The sequence below is a fragment of the Methanococcus maripaludis genome, from assembly GCF_002945325.1.
In the GTDB taxonomy this organism is placed as follows: domain Archaea; phylum AGJL01; class Methanococci; order Methanococcales; family Methanococcaceae; genus Methanococcus; species Methanococcus maripaludis.
Window position 1 is genome coordinate 829826 of sequence record NZ_CP026606.1, and the last position, 18995, is coordinate 848820.

19 protein-coding genes are annotated in these 18995 nt (G+C 33.6%); 12 read left to right on the forward strand and 7 right to left on the reverse strand.

Going from position 1 to position 18995, the window contains the following annotated elements; all coding sequences use genetic code 11:
• The first annotated feature begins 57 nt into the window (after positions 1-57).
• Complete coding sequence (gene thiC / locus MMJJ_RS04455) at positions 58-1338, forward strand: phosphomethylpyrimidine synthase (RefSeq protein ID WP_104837855.1); 1281 nt, start codon at positions 58-60, stop codon at positions 1336-1338.
• A 72-nt stretch (positions 1339-1410) separates the two neighbouring features.
• Here the strand turns inward: thiC and MMJJ_RS04460 are convergent, their stop codons facing one another.
• Together MMJJ_RS04460 and MMJJ_RS04465 are read right to left on the reverse strand one after the other, a co-directional pair.
• The gene (locus MMJJ_RS04460) at positions 1411-2031 is read right to left on the reverse strand and encodes an L-threonylcarbamoyladenylate synthase (RefSeq protein ID WP_104837856.1); all 621 of its coding nucleotides are present in this window, start codon (positions 2029-2031) and stop codon (positions 1411-1413) included.
• Positions 2032-2042: 11 nt separating this feature from the next.
• Positions 2043-2804, reverse strand: coding sequence for an MTAP family purine nucleoside phosphorylase (locus tag MMJJ_RS04465; protein WP_104837857.1), 762 nt, complete (start codon positions 2802-2804; stop codon positions 2043-2045).
• A gap of 108 nt (positions 2805-2912) precedes the next feature.
• Here MMJJ_RS04465 and ribK point away from each other — a divergent pair, with 108 nt between their 5' ends.
• From ribK to MMJJ_RS04505, 8 genes are all read left to right on the forward strand, one after another.
• On the forward strand, positions 2913-3296 hold the full coding sequence (ribK, locus tag MMJJ_RS04470) for a CTP-dependent riboflavin kinase (RefSeq protein WP_104837858.1): 384 nt from the start codon (positions 2913-2915) through the stop codon (positions 3294-3296).
• A 120-nt stretch (positions 3297-3416) separates the two neighbouring features.
• A complete protein-coding gene (ribB, locus tag MMJJ_RS04475; protein ID WP_104837859.1) occupies positions 3417-4160 on the forward strand; it encodes a 3,4-dihydroxy-2-butanone-4-phosphate synthase in 744 nt (247 codons plus the stop codon).
• A gap of 170 nt (positions 4161-4330) precedes the next feature.
• Entirely contained in the window at positions 4331-4543 is a 213-nt protein-coding gene (locus MMJJ_RS04480) for a hypothetical protein (protein WP_104837860.1), read from the forward strand.
• 143 nt (positions 4544-4686) lie between these two features.
• Complete coding sequence (gene ribC, locus MMJJ_RS04485) at positions 4687-5157, forward strand: riboflavin synthase (protein WP_104837861.1); 471 nt, start codon at positions 4687-4689, stop codon at positions 5155-5157.
• Between the two features lie 172 nt (positions 5158-5329).
• Positions 5330-8299, forward strand: a complete 2970-nt coding sequence (locus tag MMJJ_RS04490; protein ID WP_104837862.1) for a phosphoribosylformylglycinamidine synthase subunit PurL — start codon at positions 5330-5332, stop codon at positions 8297-8299.
• Between the two features lie 9 nt (positions 8300-8308).
• Positions 8309-9118 (forward strand): phosphoribosylformylglycinamidine synthase I, encoded by an 810-nt coding sequence (gene purQ, locus MMJJ_RS04495; RefSeq protein WP_104837863.1) that lies wholly within the window; start codon positions 8309-8311, stop codon positions 9116-9118.
• A 135-nt stretch (positions 9119-9253) separates the two neighbouring features.
• Positions 9254-9613: a hypothetical protein gene (locus tag MMJJ_RS04500; protein WP_104837864.1), complete on the forward strand. Its 360-nt coding sequence runs from the start codon at positions 9254-9256 to the stop codon at positions 9611-9613.
• A gap of 112 nt (positions 9614-9725) precedes the next feature.
• On the forward strand, positions 9726-12092 hold the full coding sequence (locus MMJJ_RS04505; RefSeq protein ID WP_104837865.1) for a CDC48 family AAA ATPase: 2367 nt from the start codon (positions 9726-9728) through the stop codon (positions 12090-12092).
• Between the two features lie 24 nt (positions 12093-12116).
• Here MMJJ_RS04505 and MMJJ_RS04510 read toward each other — a convergent pair whose 3' ends face one another.
• Entirely contained in the window at positions 12117-12581 is a 465-nt protein-coding gene (locus MMJJ_RS04510) for a hypothetical protein (protein ID WP_104837866.1), read from the reverse strand.
• A gap of 142 nt (positions 12582-12723) precedes the next feature.
• Here MMJJ_RS04510 and MMJJ_RS04515 point away from each other — a divergent pair, with 142 nt between their 5' ends.
• Positions 12724-14100: an HD domain-containing protein gene (locus MMJJ_RS04515; RefSeq protein WP_104837867.1), complete on the forward strand. Its 1377-nt coding sequence runs from the start codon at positions 12724-12726 to the stop codon at positions 14098-14100.
• On the opposite strand, the gene cfbE is transcribed toward MMJJ_RS04515, so the two are convergent.
• Positions 14097-15299 (reverse strand): coenzyme F430 synthase, encoded by a 1203-nt coding sequence (cfbE, locus tag MMJJ_RS04520; RefSeq protein ID WP_104837868.1) that lies wholly within the window; start codon positions 15297-15299, stop codon positions 14097-14099. The genes MMJJ_RS04515 and cfbE overlap by 4 nt on opposite strands.
• Positions 15300-15380: 81 nt before the next feature.
• On the opposite strand from cfbE, the gene MMJJ_RS04525 reads away from it, so the two are divergent.
• Entirely contained in the window at positions 15381-15665 is a 285-nt protein-coding gene (locus MMJJ_RS04525; protein WP_104837869.1) for a hypothetical protein, read from the forward strand.
• Positions 15666-15667: 2 nt separating this feature from the next.
• Here MMJJ_RS04525 and MMJJ_RS04530 read toward each other — a convergent pair whose 3' ends face one another.
• The 3 genes from MMJJ_RS04530 to MMJJ_RS04540 are packed head-to-tail and all read right to left on the reverse strand — an operon-like array spanning position 15668 to position 18424.
• Positions 15668-16414, reverse strand: coding sequence for an ABC transporter permease (locus MMJJ_RS04530; protein ID WP_048055735.1), 747 nt, complete (start codon positions 16412-16414; stop codon positions 15668-15670).
• Between the two features lie 3 nt (positions 16415-16417).
• On the reverse strand, positions 16418-17275 hold the full coding sequence (gene cofF / locus MMJJ_RS04535; protein WP_104837870.1) for a coenzyme gamma-F420-2:alpha-L-glutamate ligase: 858 nt from the start codon (positions 17273-17275) through the stop codon (positions 16418-16420).
• A gap of 21 nt (positions 17276-17296) precedes the next feature.
• Positions 17297-18424: a site-2 protease family protein gene (locus tag MMJJ_RS04540; RefSeq protein WP_104837871.1), complete on the reverse strand. Its 1128-nt coding sequence runs from the start codon at positions 18422-18424 to the stop codon at positions 17297-17299.
• A gap of 112 nt (positions 18425-18536) precedes the next feature.
• On the opposite strand from MMJJ_RS04540, the gene MMJJ_RS04545 reads away from it, so the two are divergent.
• Complete coding sequence (locus MMJJ_RS04545; protein ID WP_104837872.1) at positions 18537-18995, forward strand: PadR family transcriptional regulator; 459 nt, start codon at positions 18537-18539, stop codon at positions 18993-18995.

Here is an 18995-nt window from a genome sequence, read left to right on the forward strand (position 1 = left end):
CTACATACTAATACAGATGCTTGTATACTATTTAATTAAAGTTATAAAAGTGATATTATGACCCAGATGACTGACGCAAAATCCGGAATTACTACCGAAGAGATGAAATTCGTAGCAAAAGAAGAAGGAATGGATGTTGAAACACTCAAAAACCTGATTGCGAAAGGATACGTCGTAATTCCAAAAAACGTAAACAGAACCACAAAACCAGTTGGAATTGGCGATAATTTAAGAACTAAAGTTAATGTAAATCTTGGAACTTCTCCAGATTTTATTGATATCGCTTGCGAACTTAAAAAAGTTGAAATTTCAAATAAATACGGTGCTGATGCGATTATGGATCTAAGTACCGGCGGAAATCTTCCAGAAATTAGAAAAGAGATTATTAAAAACACGAATCTTCCAATCGGAACCGTTCCAATCTATGAAGTTGGTGTCGATGCAAAAGAAAAGTATGGAAGAGTCATCGATATGGACGAGGATTTGATATTTAACGTAATTGAAAGGCAGGCAAAAGAAGGCGTTGACTTCATGACCCTTCACTGCGGAATTACAAAACAAACTGTCAGCGCTTTAAATAACGATCCAAGGAAAATGGGCGTTGTAAGCAGAGGCGGTGCATTTTTAACCGCGTACATCATGTACCACGATAAGGAAAACCCACTTTACAAAGAATTCGATTACTTGCTTGAACTTTTAAAAGAGCATGACGTAACTTTAAGCCTTGGAGATGGAATGAGACCGGGATGCTTACAGGACAATACAGACAGGGCCCAGATTCAAGAATTAATTACATTGGGAGAATTGGTTGACAAATGCAGAGAAAAAGGAGTTCAGGTAATGGTTGAAGGACCTGGACACGTTCCGTACAACAACATTGAAGCAAACATGAAAATTCAAAAAACACTCTGTAAAAATGCGCCATTCTATGTTTTAGGCCCAATCGTAACCGATTTAGCACCAGGATATGACCACATCACAGCAGCAATTGGAGGAACCCTTGCAGCAATAAGTGGGGCAAATTTCTTGTGTTATGTGACTCCCGCTGAACACGTAAGGCTCATGAAAGAAGAAGATGTAAAAGAAGGATTAATTGCATCAAAAATTGCCGCACAAGCAGCAGATGTTGCAAAAGGGCATTCAATCGCATGGAAACTTGAAAAAGAAATGGCTGATGCAAGAATAAAGCACGACTGGGAAAGGCAGTTTGAAATTGCGCTTGACAGCGATAAACCAAGAAAAATGAGAGAAGAAATTCCTTCAAAAGATGAAAAAGCTTGCAGTGTCTGTGGAGACTACTGCGCCCTTTTAATGGTCGAAGAACTTGGAAAAAGATAATATAACTGATTTTTTAATTTTTTTATTATATTTTAACTTGAAATTTTAAAATTAAAAAAAAAGATGAAAAAATTATTCTTTTACTGCTTTTAAAATCTCTTCAAAGGGGATTTTGCCTTCCCTTATTAATTCTATTTTTCCATCGATTACTTTTACAATCGTAGACTGCACTTTGTATTTACATGGGCCTGTATCGATTATTAAATCTACTTTTTCTTTTATTATGGAATCAACTTCCTCAAGCGATGATGGAGCAGTTTTTCCGCTGATATTTGCACTTGTTGTTGTTAATGGAACGACTGCAATCTTTCTTATAACGTCGTTATCAGGAATTCTAACTCCTACATCATCTTTTCCTAAAATATCAGGAATAATATCTTTTTTCTTTAAAATAACTGTAATTGGGCCAGGCATGAACTTTTCAATTATTTTTTTTGCCATTTTGTCAACGTAAACGTAATTTTCGATTTGCTCTTTTTCACCGAGACTTATCGAAATTGGCTTATTTGGATCCCTTTCTTTTATTGAATAGATTTTTTCAATTGCCTTATTATCTAATGCATTTGTAGAAAGGCCGTAAAGGGTATCAGTCCCGCAAAGAATAATTTTTCCGCCCAATAACATTTTTTTTGCAGTTTCTATCTCTTTTTCATAATTTTTGAGATTACTTTCTGAAATCTCGAAAGTTTTCATAAATATCCCTTTTACATTACCGCGTTTTCGAGTGCAGATTTACAAAAACACGTTCTTTCCTTAAATTCATAATTAATAAAGTCGTCAACAACGTTTAAAATTTTGTCTTCCATTTCTTTCAGGGTTTCCAAAACTTCATCAACTGTTAAAACGTTTTTAGAAATACCTGCGGCATAATTTGAAACATTACAGATTGAAGTGTAGCACATTTCCATTTCTCTTGCTAAAACTACTTCTGGATATGCCGTCATTCCAACAACGTGCCCCCAATTTTTATAAATTTGAATTTCTGTTTTTGTTTCAAATCTAGGACCTTCTGTGCAGACGTAAACTCCTTCTTTGAAATTGTAGTTTCTTTTTTTAAGAATTTCTTTTGTAACTTCTTTTAATTCTGGGCAGTAAGGTTCAGTTACATCAACGTGAACAACTTTTCCATCGTCACCATCATAAAATGTGCTTTTTCTTGCTTTTGTAAATTCTAAAAAGTCGTTTGGAATTAAAAAGTCTCCAGGAACTACATCTTCACGTAAGGACCCAACCGAACTTAATGCCATTATTCTTTCAACGCCAAGCGTCTTTAAAGCGCAAATGTTTGCACGGTAATTTATTTTATGAGGAGGCGTATTGTGTTCAGCCCCGTGTCTAAATAATAAAACTACATCGCTTTCTTTGTCAATTAAAACTTTAGATTTTCCATATTTTGTATCGATTATTCTTTCTTCGCCCTTGTTTAATATTGAAGAAATTCCTGTTCCGCCGATAATTCCAATCAAATAATCACCCGAATGTGCCAAATATTTATGCGATAAAATAAAATTGTTAGATAATATTTTTGAATAAATACTAACGGTTTCAAATTATATATAGTGACGGTGACACTCTTGGAAATTTTTGGACAGGTTGTAAGCGGACTTGGAGAAGGTAGGTTTTTTGTTGGATTAACGCCTTACAAAAATAAATTTAAAGAATTAACTGGATTTACGCCATATGAAGGAACATTGAACGTAAAATTAAAGCATAATTTCAATTTAGATGAATTTAATCTTATAGAATTCGACGGATTTGAAATTGATGGGAAAAAATACTTTGGAGGAAAGGTAATTTTAATAAAACTATTCAATAAACACGAAAATTTTGTAAATTGCGCGATTGTTGCTCCAAAAAAGACCGATCATTCTAAAAAAACTTTAGAAATTATTGCACCCATTCAACTTCGAAAATTTTTATTATTGAAAAATTCAGATGTTGTAAAAATCGTAATTTAAAATAATTAAGTTAATTTTGCTCTTTTTTTATTTTTATTTTTAAATCCTAAATCCGTATCCTAACAGATATATAGTCTTAAAAACAGACTGGTAAAAACTTAAAAATAATAGAGTGATAATGTGACTACAGATTCAAAAAATGCGAGAAACTCAGAAGTAAAAATACAGGGAGATGAAAAAATCAGCAACGTTGAAAAAGCAATTGATGCTCTAAAAAGCGGAAAAATGGTATTACTTTACGATAGCGACGATAGAGAAGGAGAAACAGACATGGTCGTTGCATCTGAATTCATTACTCCAGAATACATCAGAGAAATGAGGAAAAATGCAGGAGGATTAATCTGCACTTGCCTTCACCCTGATTTCTGTGATAAATTGGGTATTCCATTTATGGTTGACATTTTAGATGTTGCAGCTGAAAAATACCCTGTTTTAAAAGAATTATATCCAAACGATATTCCCTACGACGAAAAATCAACATTTGCACTTTATGCAAACCACAGAACAACATTTACAGGAATTACAGATAACGATAGGGCATTAACTGTTAAAAAAATAACAGAACTCTGCAGCGAAGAAAGATTTAAAGACTTTGGAAAAGAATTCAGATGCCCTGGACACGTTGCATTTTTAAGGGCTACAAAAGGACTCGTTAAAAATAGACAAGGCCACACCGAAATGACCGTTGCACTTGCAGAAATGGCTGGACTCACCCCTATTACGACCATTTGTGAAATGATGGGCGATAATGGAAAAGCAATGTCAAAAGACCTTGTTAAAAAGTACGCTGAAGAAAACGACCTTGTTAGAATCAATGGCCAAGAATTAATCGAATACTATCTCAATAAATCCTCAAAAGAATAATTTATTTTTTGAATTCACTCGAATTTATCTTCTTTTTTAAAAATTTATCCATTAATTGCTTTTTTTCGCCGATTTTCTTTAATATACTTAGCGTATTTATTAATTCAAGGATATAGATAAATACCCCTAAAAATAAATTTAATACTGTTAACTAAAACCAGAGGGGGAATATGGAATTTATTTTACCATCAAATATAAGATCTGGAGCCATGCATTTTAAAATGAAGCATACTGTGCAGGCTAAAAAGAATAAAACTAAAATTAGAGAACTTTTTAGTAAAGCCGACGTTTATAAAGAATTTTACCACGATGCAATTTCAAAAATTGAGGAAAGGGAAAATAAAGCTAAAAAAGGTAGAAGAACTAAAAAGGCTAAAAAATAAGCCTTTTTATTTTTAATTTTTAAACTATTAATTCTTTTTTAAGTTTACTTTTTTAAAATTGATTTTAATTTGGGTTTGTGACATGTTTTTTATAGTTTAAATAAGCTATAACTTTGTAGATTCAATTTTACACAGGGGTAATCATGACAGTCAAAGTAGGCATTGCAGACACGACATTTGCACGGGTCGACATGGCATCTGCTGCAATCAAAAAACTAAACGAAATGACTTCCAATATTAAAATAATAAGATACACGGTTCCGGGAATGAAAGACCTTCCTGTTGCGTGCAAGAAATTAATGGAAGAACAAGGTTGTGAAATTACAATGGCACTTGGAATGCCTGGCGGAAAGGACAAAGACAAAGTTTGTGCCCATGAAGCGTCACAAGGTTTGATGATGGCCCAGTTAATGACCAACAAACATATTATTGAAGTTTTTGTTCATGAAGACGAAGCAAAAGATGGAAAAGAATTAGACTGGCTTGCAAAAAGAAGAGCTGAAGAACATGCTGAAAACGTATACTACATGCTTTTTAAACCGGAATTTTTGCAAAAAAGTGCGGGTAAAGGTTTAAGACAGGGCTTCGAAGATGCAGGGGCTGCAAGAAAATAAATTACTTTTTTCCTAATTCTTAAGTTTAAAAGATTTTAAAAATTCAGGATTTATGTTATTTATTTAAACCTTGAATTCATCTAGTTTTATTATATTCTATTCTTGTTATCGACAGAAAATTTATAAATTAGATTATTGTTATTATCCTTAATTTACTACGAGGGACGTATTCATGCAAACGATTAATGCTGAAAACAACGAAAAAATATACAGAATTGAGATAGATACGAAAGAAAAAAGTTCTGAAGCAAAAGTAATCGAAAAAAAGCTATCTGAACTTGGATACAGTGTATCAGCAGATGTAAGTAAGGTCTACACGATAAATTACGATTTTTCAATTGCGGATGTTGAAAAAATTGCAGATTCACTCCACAATCCAGTAACTGAAACACCAAGGATAAATGTTCCGTCAAATAATAAATTCGACTGGGCACTTGAACTTGGATTTTTACCCGGGGTTACGGATAACGTTGCAAACACGACCACTGAAATCATTAACGATCTTTTAAAAATCGATATTGGACTCAGCAAGGTATTTTCATCAAAAGTAGTATATTTAAGCGGAAATTTAGCGAAACACGACGTTGAAAAAATTGCAGAAGAACTTATCAACATTTTAATCGAGAGATACCACATAAAAACCTATGATAATTACGTTAAAGACTGCGGAATGGACTACATTATCCCAAAAGTAAATTTAACGTCTGAACCAAAAGTTATTGAAATCAGTCTAAATGTCAGCGACGATGAATTAATCGAAATCGGTAAAAAGGGAATATTGGATCCAGAAACTGGCGAAAGAAGAGGCCCTCTTGCACTCGATCTTGATTACATTACCGCAATAAAAGAATACTACCAAAAAGAAGGTAGAAATCCAACAGATATCGAATTAGAAGCACTTGCTCAGACATGGTCTGAACACTGTAAACACACTATTTTCGCTTCCCAAATCGATGATATCGAAGAAGGAATCTTTAAAAAGTACATAAGAAATGCTACAAATGAAATAAGGGAAGAACTCGGTGAAAAAGACTTCTGTATTTCAGTATTTTCTGATAACTCCGGTGGAATCATCTTTGACGATGAATGGATGGTAACTGACAAAGCAGAAACCCACAACAGCCCTTCAGCACTTGACCCATTTGGTGGTGCAATTACAGGAATCGTTGGAGTTAACAGGGATACAGTAGGATTTGGTCTTGGAGCACTTCCTGTTGCAAACAAATACGGATTCTGCGTTGGAAGGCCAGAAGATACGGAAATAATTTACAGGGGTCAGAATAAATCAAACCCATCACTTCTTCCAAGAAGAATACTCGATGGAATCGTTCATGGCGTAAATGTTGGTGGAAACCAGTCCGGAATCCCTACACCTAACGGATTTGTCTACTTTGATGATACTTACAAAGGAAAACCTCTCGTATTCGTTGGAACTATCGGTTTAATTCCAAGAAAACTTCCAGACGGAAGATTAAGCCATGAAAAATCGGCTGAAAATGGAGATAACATTGTAATTATCGGTGGAAGAGTTGGAAAAGATGGAATTCACGGTGCAACTTTCTCCTCAGAAGCAATGGACGAAGGAAGCCCTGCAACAGCAGTTCAGATTGGAGACCCAATTACTCAGAAAAAACTCTCTGATGCAGTGATCAAGGAAGCAAGAGATAAAGGAATCTACAACAGTATTACCGACAACGGTGCAGGAGGAATTTCCTGTTCAGTTGCAGAAATGGCTGAAGAATGCGGCGGTTTCGTTGTAGAACTTGAAGAAGTTCCTTTAAAATACCCTGGACTTGAACCTTGGGAAATCTGGATAAGTGAATCACAAGAAAGAGTTACACTATCCGTTCCAGACGATAAATTAGAAGAATTCATGGATTTAATGAAAATAAGAGGCGTTGAAGCTGTTGTGATTGGTAAATTTAACAATACCGATAGAGCAGTTGTAAACTACAACGGAAAGACCATAATGGATTTAGAAATGGACTTTTTGCACAATGGACTTCCAAAAAGAAAATTAATAACAAAACCATATTCCTACAGGACTGAAGAACCAGAAATTACTGTTGAAAACCAGTTGGAAACTTTTGAAAAAATACTTGGAAACCATAACAACTGTAGCTTTGAGTACATTTCAAAACAGTACGACCACGAAGTACAGAATAATTCAGTAATAAAACCACTTCAAGGAAAAGGAAGAGTAAATGGAACTGCTTCAGTTATAAGGCCTCTTTTGAGTAGCCATAAAGGGCTTGTAATGAGCCAATCGCTTCTCCCAAGATTAAGCGAAATCAGCTGCTATGATATGGCAGCATGTGCCATGGATACTGCAATTAGAAATTGTGTTGCAGTTGGCGGAAATATAAACCATATCGCGATAATGGACAATTTCTGCTGGTGCAGCTCAGATGAGCCTGAAAGACTATACCAGTTAAAAGATGCTGCAAAATCATGCTACGATTATGCGAAAATCTATCTTACCCCATTGATTTCAGGAAAAGACAGTATGTTTAACGATTTCAAAGGATTTGATGAAAATAACAACCCGATTAAAATTTCAGTGCACCCCACATTGATGATGTCGGCTCTTGGTGTAATCGATAACGTGGATAACACAAATTCAATGGATTTAAAATTGAAAGACGATTTAATTTACGTTATTGGGGAAACTAAAGACGAATGCGGTGGAAGTGAATTCTACCATGCATTTGGCGAAGTTGGTGGAAAATCTCCAAAAGTCGATGCAAAATCAGCTAGAAGATTGTACGAAAAAATGTACGAATTAAGCCAAAATGGAATATTTAGCTCATGTGCATCAGTTGCTGCTGGAGGACTTGTAATTACACTTGCAAAAATGGCAATTTCAGGTTGCCTCGGATTAGAAGCTGATTTATCAAAAGCTCCAAATGAAAATCTTGAATTTGAAAAAATCATGTATTCTGAAACACAATCAAGATTTATAGTTACTATTGCTCCTGAAAATGAAAAAGAATTTGAAAATTTAATGAAAGAATTCAAAGTCGGAAAAATCGGAAAAGTTACCGAAAAAGAATTCGTAATTAAGAATAATGAAAATATTGTGATAACTTCAAGCCTTGAAAACATGGACGAAGTGTACAGAAGTAGATTTGAGGATTTCTAGGTGATAAAAGTGGTTCCAAAAGTACTTGTAATGTCTGGATACGGCATAAATTGTGAAACAGAAACCGCCCACGCATTCCAAAAAGCTGGTGCAGAAACGGACATTGTCCACATCAACGATTTAATCGCCGGAAAAAAGAAAATGGCAGATTATGAAATAATCATGTTTCCAGGAGGGTTCTCATATGGGGACGATACAGGATCGGGTAACGCATTTGCAAACAAAATTAAAAATAACCTATTTGACGATTTAAAAGAATTTATTAATTCTGGAAAATTGATTTTAGGAATATGTAACGGATTTCAGGTAATGACCAATTTAGGACTATTTGCACTTCCTTCCACAGATTACGGGGAAAGAATTAGCGCACTTGAAGCTAATACTAATAATAGATATGAATGCAGATGGGTGCACATTAAAGAAAACGAATCAATTTGCGTGTTTACAAAAGGAATAGACATAACACACGTTCCGATTGCCCATGGTGAAGGTAGATTCTACTGCGATGAAAAAACTTACCTTGAATTAAAAGAAAATAAGCAGATTGTATTTAGCTACTGTGATTCTGAAGGAAATCCTGCTAATGGGGAGTACCCGTTAAATCCAAACGGAGCTTACTATGATATCGCAGGAATATGTGATAAAACCGGTAGAATATTTGGTTTAATGCCTCACCCTGAAAGGTCACTTTATTCAATAAGTGAACCAGAATATCAACTTAAAAAAGAAATTGCTAAACGAAATGGAGATACAGTTTCAGAATTTATCGAAAGTAACCTCCAAATATTTAAAAACGCGGTTGAATACTTCAATAAATAATTAAAACCCCATTTAATATTCCAATACTCTTTTTAATGATTTTTCGATACATTAATTTGAAATTTTAACTTTTTTCAGAAATTTATAAATAATTCCGCCCACATATTTTAAATTTATAACTAAAAGGGGGATTTGATGGAAAACTGGAAATTAAGCCACACTACAAAATGCTACAGTTGCGGAAAAATTGCAGATCAAATTATTGAAATTTATCCAAATCAAGCGTTAGTCAAATGCAGTAATTGCAATGCTACAAGATACTACGTTATTAAAAAAGCCGATATTGAAGATGAAAACAGTTTAAAAGAAGAAGTAGGCGTTAAAAGAAAATACGATAACTGGGTACTTCAAAAAGACATTGACTGTGCCAGATGTGGCCATTTTGGTCCGCAAGACATACTAATCACCGAAAATGGGATATATGTTCGGTGCAGACACTGTGGATTTACACGATACTACCGATACCACATTCACGACCCTGTCGGAGGGAAATAAATATAGTTAAATGATACCTGATAACCAAAAGATATATATAGAACTTCAAATGAATACTAAGTCAAATATTAAATTTAAATGTTTATTGAATTATACTTTGTGAGGTGGATTTATGGTAGATTTAATGGTCGCAGAAGCCTACCAGGGAGATGTAGGCAAGGGAATTGTAAGAATTGATCCGCTAACGATGGAAAAACTCTCTTTAAAAGCAGGGGATGCCATAGAAATTGCAGGAAAAGAAAAAACTTACGCAACCGTTTGGAGAGGATACCTCGAAGATCAGGGAAAAGGCATCATAAGAATGGACGGTATTTTAAGACAAAATACTAAAGCCGGTATTGGGGATAAAGTAAAAATTACCGTCGTTGAAGTAAAAGAAGCTAAAAAAATAACACTCGCACCTATGCAAGCTGTAAGATTCAGTACAGGGTTTGAAAGCTATGTTGGAAGCAGACTTGTAGAACAGGTCGTAGATAAAGGTTCCAAAGTTGTAATTGGAGTTTTGGGAACCGCATTTCCATTCATTGTAACTGGAACTACTCCAAAAGGACCAGTAAAAATTAATGAATATACCCAAATTGAATTAAAAACCGAACCAGTTACAGAATTAAAGGAAACCAAAGTTCCAAACGTAACTTACGAAGATATCGGTGGTTTAAAAGAAGAAGTCAAAAAAATCAGGGAAATGGTAGAACTTCCAATGAGATACCCTGAATTATTTGATAAACTTGGTATTGAACCGCCAAAAGGAGTATTACTTGCAGGACCTCCAGGAACTGGAAAAACTCTGCTTGCAAAAGCTGTTGCAAATGAAGCCGGAGCTAACTTCTACACGATAAACGGCCCCGAAATAATGAGTAAATACGTCGGTGAAACCGAAGAAAATTTAAGGAAAATATTTGAAGAAGCTGAAGAAAATTCGCCTTCAATTATATTTATCGATGAAATCGATGCAGTTGCTCCAAAAAGGGACGAAGCAAGCGGTGAAGTTGAAAGAAGAATGGTTGCCCAGCTTTTAACACTGATGGACGGCCTTGAAAGTAGAGGTCAGCTCGTAATTCTCGCAGCTACAAACAGACCTGATTCAATCGATATGGCTTTGAGAAGACCTGGAAGACTTGACAGGGAAATTACGATTGGAATTCCCGATAGACACGGTAGAAACGAGATTTTGCAGATACATACAAGAAATATGCCACTTCAACCAGATTATGAAAAATCTGATGTAATTTCAATATTAAATGAACTTGTTGGAGAATATGATAGGAGCAAAATCGAAAGCCTTGTCAAATTAGTCGAAAAAGCGTCATCAGAAGAAGAAATCGAAAAAATATTAAAAGATGGCGAAGTAGAGGACAAAGTAAAAGTAAAATTAAATCAATTAATGGTAAAAGAACTTGCAGACAAAACCCACGGTTTTGCTGGTGCTGATTTGGCCGCCCTTTCAAAAGAAGCTGCAATGAAAACTTTAAGAAGATTCCTGCCTGACATCGACCTTGAAAAAGAAGAAATTCCTCGAGAAGTACTTGATAAAATTAAAGTAACTAAAGAAGACTTTGTGGGCGGTTTGAAAGAAGTAGAACCTTCTGCATTGAGAGAAGTATTGGTAGAAGTTCCAAATATCAAGTGGAGTGATGTTGGAGGTCTTGAAGATATTAAACAGGATTTAAAAGAAGCTGTTGAATGGCCAATTAAAAATAAAGAAATGTTTGAAAGAATGGGAATAAGGCCCCCAAAGGGAGTTTTACTCTTTGGTCCACCTGGAACTGGAAAAACATTGCTTGCAAAAGCTGTTGCAAATGAAAGTGAAGCAAATTTCATCAGCGTCAAAGGCCCAGAAATATTCAGCAAATGGGTAGGAGAAAGCGAAAAAGCAATCCGTGAAATATTTAGAAAAGCAAGACAAGCTGCTCCAACAGTTATATTCTTTGATGAAATCGATTCAGTCGCTCCAAAAAGAGGAATGGACTTTGGAAGTAGCGGTGTTACTGAAAAAGTTGTAAATCAGCTTTTAACAGAACTTGATGGTCTTGAAGAACCTAAAGATGTAGTGATAATTGCTGCAACAAACAGGCCCGACATATTAGATCAGGCACTTTTAAGGCCTGGAAGACTCGATAGAATTGTATTAGTTCCTATTCCTAATGAAACAGCAAGACTTGAGATATTTAAAGTTCACACTAAAGGAATGCCTATTGGAAAAGACGTGAACCTTGAAAAACTTGCAAAAGAAACTAAAGGATATACTGGTGCAGATATAGAAGCAGTTTGTAGAGAAGCTGCAATGATTGCATTAAGGGAAAATATAAATTCAGAACATGTCGAATCTAGACACTTTGACGGTGCTTTTAAAAGAATTGCACCTTCTGTAAAAGATGAAGATATGGATGAATACAAAGACCTCGCAAAAGAATACGGTCAAAACGCAGGCGTATCCGAGATTGAAAAAGGCCCTGAAAATACCGGATACCACAGATAAATAAAAAAATGATTTAATATCATTTTAATTTTCATTTATTAGTTTTAAAACAATTTTTTTAATGTGTTTAAAGTATTTTGGGTGTATCATATAAACTGAATAAATCTTATTCCAATTTTCACTTGATGACTCATTCTCTCGTAAATCACATAACTGGTAAACTAAGGTTCCAGATTCGTTTTTCCATACTGTAAATTTAATATAATTTTCTTCGTAAGGAGCCTCGAAATCACGATATTTATATTTTTTAAGAATATTTACTGTTTTTTCTTCGTCTTCTGAAAGATTTATTTTTGAAATTTCTTTTTCAAGTATTCTAAAAAGTAAGGTCGTATATAAACAAAATTTTACGTAAACATACGGTTCTTTTACTTTGAAAGAATCTTTTTCGAATCCCAATAATCTTTCTTCGTATTCTTTAAGTAATGATAAAATTGAAATGTTTTCTGAGACATTATCTACAAAATAAGAGTTATTTTTAAATTCCATTTTTGCCACCTGAATTAGTAATAACGTAATATACAAATTTAGTATATTATACTTATGCTAACTCCAAAATTAAACAAGAAATTAACCAATCTCCCAATATATCCATATAATTTTATATATTTGTTTAAATATATTTTGTAGCATGTCAAAACTCAAAATAATACGGGATCCAATCCATAAAGATATCAAACTTAACGAAGAAGAGATATCAATAGTTGATATGCCCGAAATTCAGAGATTGAGAAATATCAAGCAAACCGGACTTACTTGCTTGGTATACCCCAGTGCAAATCATACCCGTTTTGAGCATTCTATAGGTACAATGCACGTTGCAGGCGAAATTGCCAAAAATTTAGAAAATATTGACAAAAATTTAACTAAAATCGTTGCATTACTCCACGATATCGGTCACCCTCCTTTTTCACATACTTTAGAAGTTGCAGGATATGACCATGAAGAATTTACGAAAGAAAAAATAAAAAGAATGAATTTTGAGAATTACACTTCAAAAGAAGTTTTAGATGTGTATTCTTCAAAAGGTCTGGAAGGATCTTTAATACACGGGGATGTCGATGCTGACAGGATGGACTATTTAGTAAGGGACAGTCACCACACAGGAGTTGCGTATGGTTCAATAGATATCCCCAGACTTATCAGAAGTATTGTGGTTATTGAAGATACAAATAAACTTGGAATTATAGAAAAAGGAAGAACTACTGTTGAATCACTCCTTACTGCAAGATATCAGATGTATCCAACTGTTTATATGCACCCCACCTCAAGAATCTCGGAAACCATGATTAAAAATGCAACAATAGACGCAATTAAAGACGACATCTTTAAATTAAGAGATTTATCTTTAATGGATGATATTGATTTAATATGTACATTAAGAAGGTCTGAAGGTTCCTCAAATGAGATTATGAGGAAAATAGATGCACGGGACTTATTTAAAAGTATTTCAGTCCAACGATACAATGAACTATCCCCAAAAGAAAGATGGAATTTGATAAATTTATCTGAGAATGAACTGGGTATCATCGAAAACGAGATGAGTGACTTTTTTGGATCGAGAATTTTTTTAGATATTCCAAAACCCCCTAAAATGGCAGAACACCGAATTACTGTCATAATGGGGGATAAAAAACAGAGACTTGATGAAATTTCGCCCCTTGCGGAAAGTTTAAAAGATGCTTACAAGAAATCCTGGAGTGTAATGGTTTATTCTGAACCCGAAACTGCAAAAAAATCTTCTGAAATTGTAAAAGATAAGAATAAATTTTTATTTGACTTCATTAGCGATGAAATTATTGAAAATAATATTTTAAACGTATTAAATGAACAGGGAACCGTTCAGGGAGTTACAAAACTTGCAGGACTTGTTAAAAAAAGCCCAAACGATACAGAATTCCATTCCGAACTTCAAAAATTAATATTTTGTGGCCTTGTTGACAAAAAAGTCGAACCTGTGCGCGGAACATATAGGTACGATTATACTGCAGCAAAACTTGATAATTAACACAATTTTGAACGGTATATCACAAGCGTATTTTCTTCAACAGCATAATTGTTAATATCTACGAATTCTAAATTAATAATCTCTTTTAAATTCTTTCCGACACTTCCAGAAAGCAGGAACTTAACACCTTTTTTATTATATTTTTTTATCAAGTCTGCAAGCTTTTTAATATTTATTTCTTCACAGGTGCATCCAATATCCCCACCAACAATTATTGTTCCGGTTTCAAATAAGTTTAAAAAATCAAAAATTGCGTAATCTATTGCTTTTAAATCAAGTCCAGGATTGATATTTTTAACAATTTGGTAATTGTTTTTCTTTTCTACATTCATCCGGTTTTTAATCTCAAAACTTTTTAAACTGTTTTTTATTTCCTCAAAGCCCATAAAATAAGAGCATAATTCTATTGCAAAAATTGAATTTTCGATAAAGTGGCTTCCAAAAACAGATTCGTTGAATTCAAAATCATTTTTTGAATAATTAAATTTTAAAGGGTATTTTGAAATTATTTTTGCATTTTTAACGACGTTTAAATTTTTGTGACATATTTCAAACCTGTTTTTAAGATCTTCGTTAACAAAAACGATTTTTGAATTTTTTAAAGAATCTATTTTGATAGATGCCTGTCTCCTACCCCCTGCAATTGAGTAGTTTTCCAAAATATTTGTTAATATCGAATAGTTTGAAGAAACGATTCCTAAAGAAATCTCAAATATCAAAAAATCGTAAATTTGAAGTTTTTTTTCTTCATTTAGTTTATTTAATATATTTAAAACATTTACTGGCGTAATTGAACCATCGCTACTATTATGGCAGAAAACGCTATATTTTTCGGATAAAATATGTTTTAAAAGTTCAGTAGTTGTAGTTTTTCCCTTAACACCCGTTACAGTTATCATTTTTTCAACGGTTTTCGGGTACTTTTTTGATATAATTTCAGAAACTGCTTCGTGAAAAGTTTTAAATTTAACGTCTATTGGACAGTGAACTGGTGCAATAACTTCGTTATATTTTAAAAAATTGGGCGTTTCTTTTTTTGAAATTATTTTAAATTTTGATAAAATATTTTTATTTTCTTCTTTAAAATTTTTGTCTCGTTCCACCTTACCATAAATATCCCAAATTACAGGAACTTTCCCTGATTTTTTATATTCTACTGCCAAATCTAAAGCACCATGGTTAATATCAATGATTAACATTTAGTCACCAGAAAGTTGTTTTAGTTACATTTTTAAATTATTAGATTAATATTCTATTGGGAATTATCTGGGGGGATAGTTTTGAACATAGATCTTTTTGCAATAGTAAATAGTATATCGGATTTATTATTTAATCAAGTCTACGACCTTTGCGGCATGTTTTACCCGATGTTTGTAGGCGGAATAGTTTCAATGTTTGTTTTTTTTGTATTTAAAAGCGTTAACAAAAGTATTATTGCGTTAGTGGTAACCGCAATAGTTATTTTCGCACTTCCAACAACTCCATACGAATGCAGGCTTGTTGCAGTCATTTTAGCTGCTGTTTCTTCAGTATTCTTCGTAATATTGTTTAGAAAAGTTCGTTAAATTTAAGAAGAAATCTGGTGAATAAATTCCTTGTAGAGCAGGTAGCATGCAATCGTTACAGAAAATATGTTAGATGCCATTATCATCCACATTATAGTTATCTGGACCTTTGCAGCTTCTAAAGGGTCCACGCCTGCAAGAAGCATTCCAACCATTGCTCCTGGAATAAATATGAGCCCTACTGCTTTTGTGGAGTTTAAATGTGGCGTTAATGCAGCTCGAACTGCTTTTTTAACAAACGTATTTACCGCCTGTTTTTCGGTTGCCCCAAGTGCAAGATAGCCCCAGAGTACGTCTTTTTCAGATTTTAAATCATTTAAAAATCTTTCGAGACCTATAGACATTGCATTTGTAGAATTACCAATAACCATGCCCATTAAAGGGATTAAATAGCGCACTTCAAATAATACCGTTTTTGATACTGTTAAAATGATCAGAGAAATTATTGTTATTGTAATCGTTGATAAAAATGCGGCACATACTATTTTTCTATTTTTTTCTTTGGTTACATTTCTTTTAACCATAAATGCTGAAACTGACACCATGAATAGTATCATAATACTGGCATAATAAATTCCAAGGTTAAATACTATTCCAATCACGTAACCAAGAACAACAAGCTGGATTAGTGCCATGATTTCTGCAATAAATATTTCTTTTCCAATCCCAAGTTTTTCCTTAAAAATTAATATTAAGGAAAGTAAAACGAATGAAAAAGAAATTAAAAGAGATTCAAACACTTTTATCATCTTTTAGCTTTTTTTGTATTTTATAAGGCATTCTGCAATTCTTTTATCAACATCAATTCCAAGGGACCTAAAGCCTTTTGTACCGGGTGCAGTGTTTACCTCAACAACGTAGTACTCTCCATCTTTTGGTAAGATGTCAATTCCCATAATATATCCATTCATGCACTCAGAACACTTTAAAGCGATTTCTTCAAGTTCCGAAGATACATTTAAAGGCTCGATTTGACCGCCAACATATAGGTTCGTTATGAAGTTATTACTTACTCGCCTATACCCGCCAACAACTTCCCCATCGATTACGAGTATCCTCATATCTTTATATGTGTCCCCTTTTTTAAAATCAACGTATTCTTGAATTAATTTGCTTTCCCATATCGAATTTTTAGAAAGTTCTTGTAATTCATCGTCAGAATTTGCTTTTTGTACCTTCATTCCGCATTTTGAAAATGAATTTTTCAATATAACCGGGTAATCTATATTTGTAATATCTAAAAAATGTTTTGCATCCCCATAATCTCGAATAAGTGCAGTTTTTGGCGTTTTTAACCCGTTTTTACTAAGAATTTTCGTTGTTTTAAATTTATCCGATGAATTATAGATTGTTTCGAGAGGATTTATAAAATAATGGCCTTCAGATTCCAGATTTTTTAAAACCTGCCATGAAAAAAGGGTTAACCTATCTAAATAATCCCCGATACCGCATCTTGAGTGTATTAAATCGGTTTCTATATTGAAATCAGTATCAACTAACAAATTATCGCTAGAAAGTAACAAAATATTACATTTTTCGCCCAAATCTTCAATAGCTTTTTTTAGGGAGTATATTGTCGACCCCCCTTCTGCACAAGCAATTGTTATCATCATTCACCTGAAAATTAACGTTTAAATAAATGAATAAATCATTGAAGCTAGTATTGCCAACCATACAAATATACTTATCGAGTTTAAATTCCTTTCACTAATTACAAATCCAACAAGATTTGCAATTTTTGAAACAAACCAGTTATTCTTTCTAAAGTCCCTTATTGCATCAGGCAGAGCCATCCAGATGTGGTATCCATCAAGTGGGGCTGCAGGAAGTAAATTGAAAAATCCTAAAAGCATGTTTAGTAGTGAAGTCCAGTAGAATGTTTGTAAAATATACATTACCGTTTTTGAAGGTTCTGAAACAATGCCCATTTTTCCTTCTTCTGATGTCGTTATGTAATATGAATTTACTTCGTTATTTCTTAAAACAGCAAGTTCGACTGATTGTTCAGGTTGTATATCGCCCACTGCATCGTAAAAGTCATTTAAAGAATTAACCATTTTTCCGTTTATCGAATAGATTACGTCGCCCTCAAAAATTATTCCGTAAGCAGGAGTATCTTCCAAAACATCCGTTATCGTTAATTTTGAATTCATCCCCGTAAAATAAGGCATTGCAAAAAGTACTAAGAAAAATACGAGTACGTTTGAGATAGGGCCTGCTGCCGCAATTGCACCCCTAATTTTAGGTTTTGAATCTTTGAATTCATCCCCAAGTTCTACAAATGCACCCATGGGAATTCCCAAAGCCAGTAAAAGCCCGGAACTCTTTATTTTTTGCCCAAAAGATGCTGCAACAATCCCGTGTGAAAGTTCGTGAATAGTAACTCCAATAATTATTGCTAAAATTCCAGGAATCCATGGGATTGTACTTCCAAACAAAAATATAATTGGTTTGGCAGCTTCTTTTTCAACAGTTCCGTCGAAAAGCCCAACAGTCGATAAAATAAATGCGTAAAACGTGTAAATGCTTATTACGACGCATACTGGAATTGATAAATATGCAAGTTTTTGCCATATACTGTATTTTCCAAGTTTTTTTATTATATTCATTCCTACTTGTGTCCTCAATATTCCAAAAATACCCATGTAAGTTTTTAAATCCAGATTAATTCCTAATTTATCTTTATTGTGATTTATAATGTACAGAACTGTCCAAAATATTAAAAAAAACAACAGTACTGCTGTTGAAGTAAGTTCCATTTTTTCTTCACCGATTGTAATTATCAACGTTATAAATAGAAATGTTTCGACAGTACTTAACTTTTTATATTGTGTATTTTAAAATATATCTTAAGATATATTTAGTGATATAATGAAGCATGGTAAAAAAGTAAAAGAACTCATAAAAATACTGATATTAAAATTTCTTGAAAAGGAAAACCTCCATGGATACCTTTTGATTTCAAATATTAAGGAAATTACAGGAATTTCCGTTAGTCCGAGCATGGTTTATCCAATATTGTCCAATTTAAAAACTGCAGGGCTTATTGAAGTTGAGAAAACGGAAGATAGGGGTAAAAAAATTTACAAATTAACCAATGAAGGTCACTCGTTTTTAGACAGAAACCAGTCTAAAATAGAGTACTGCATGAAAAAATCTGAAGCACTTTATTATTTCCATAACTTCGGCGGAATTGAGCTTAAAAAAGCACTGCATTTAGCGTTTGAAGAATTTATCGATATGGATGATGAAAAAAGAAAGAAAATTGGGGAAATAATGCAAAAATGTGCAAAAGATATTCGTTACCAGATCGAATATGGAGATGAGTAA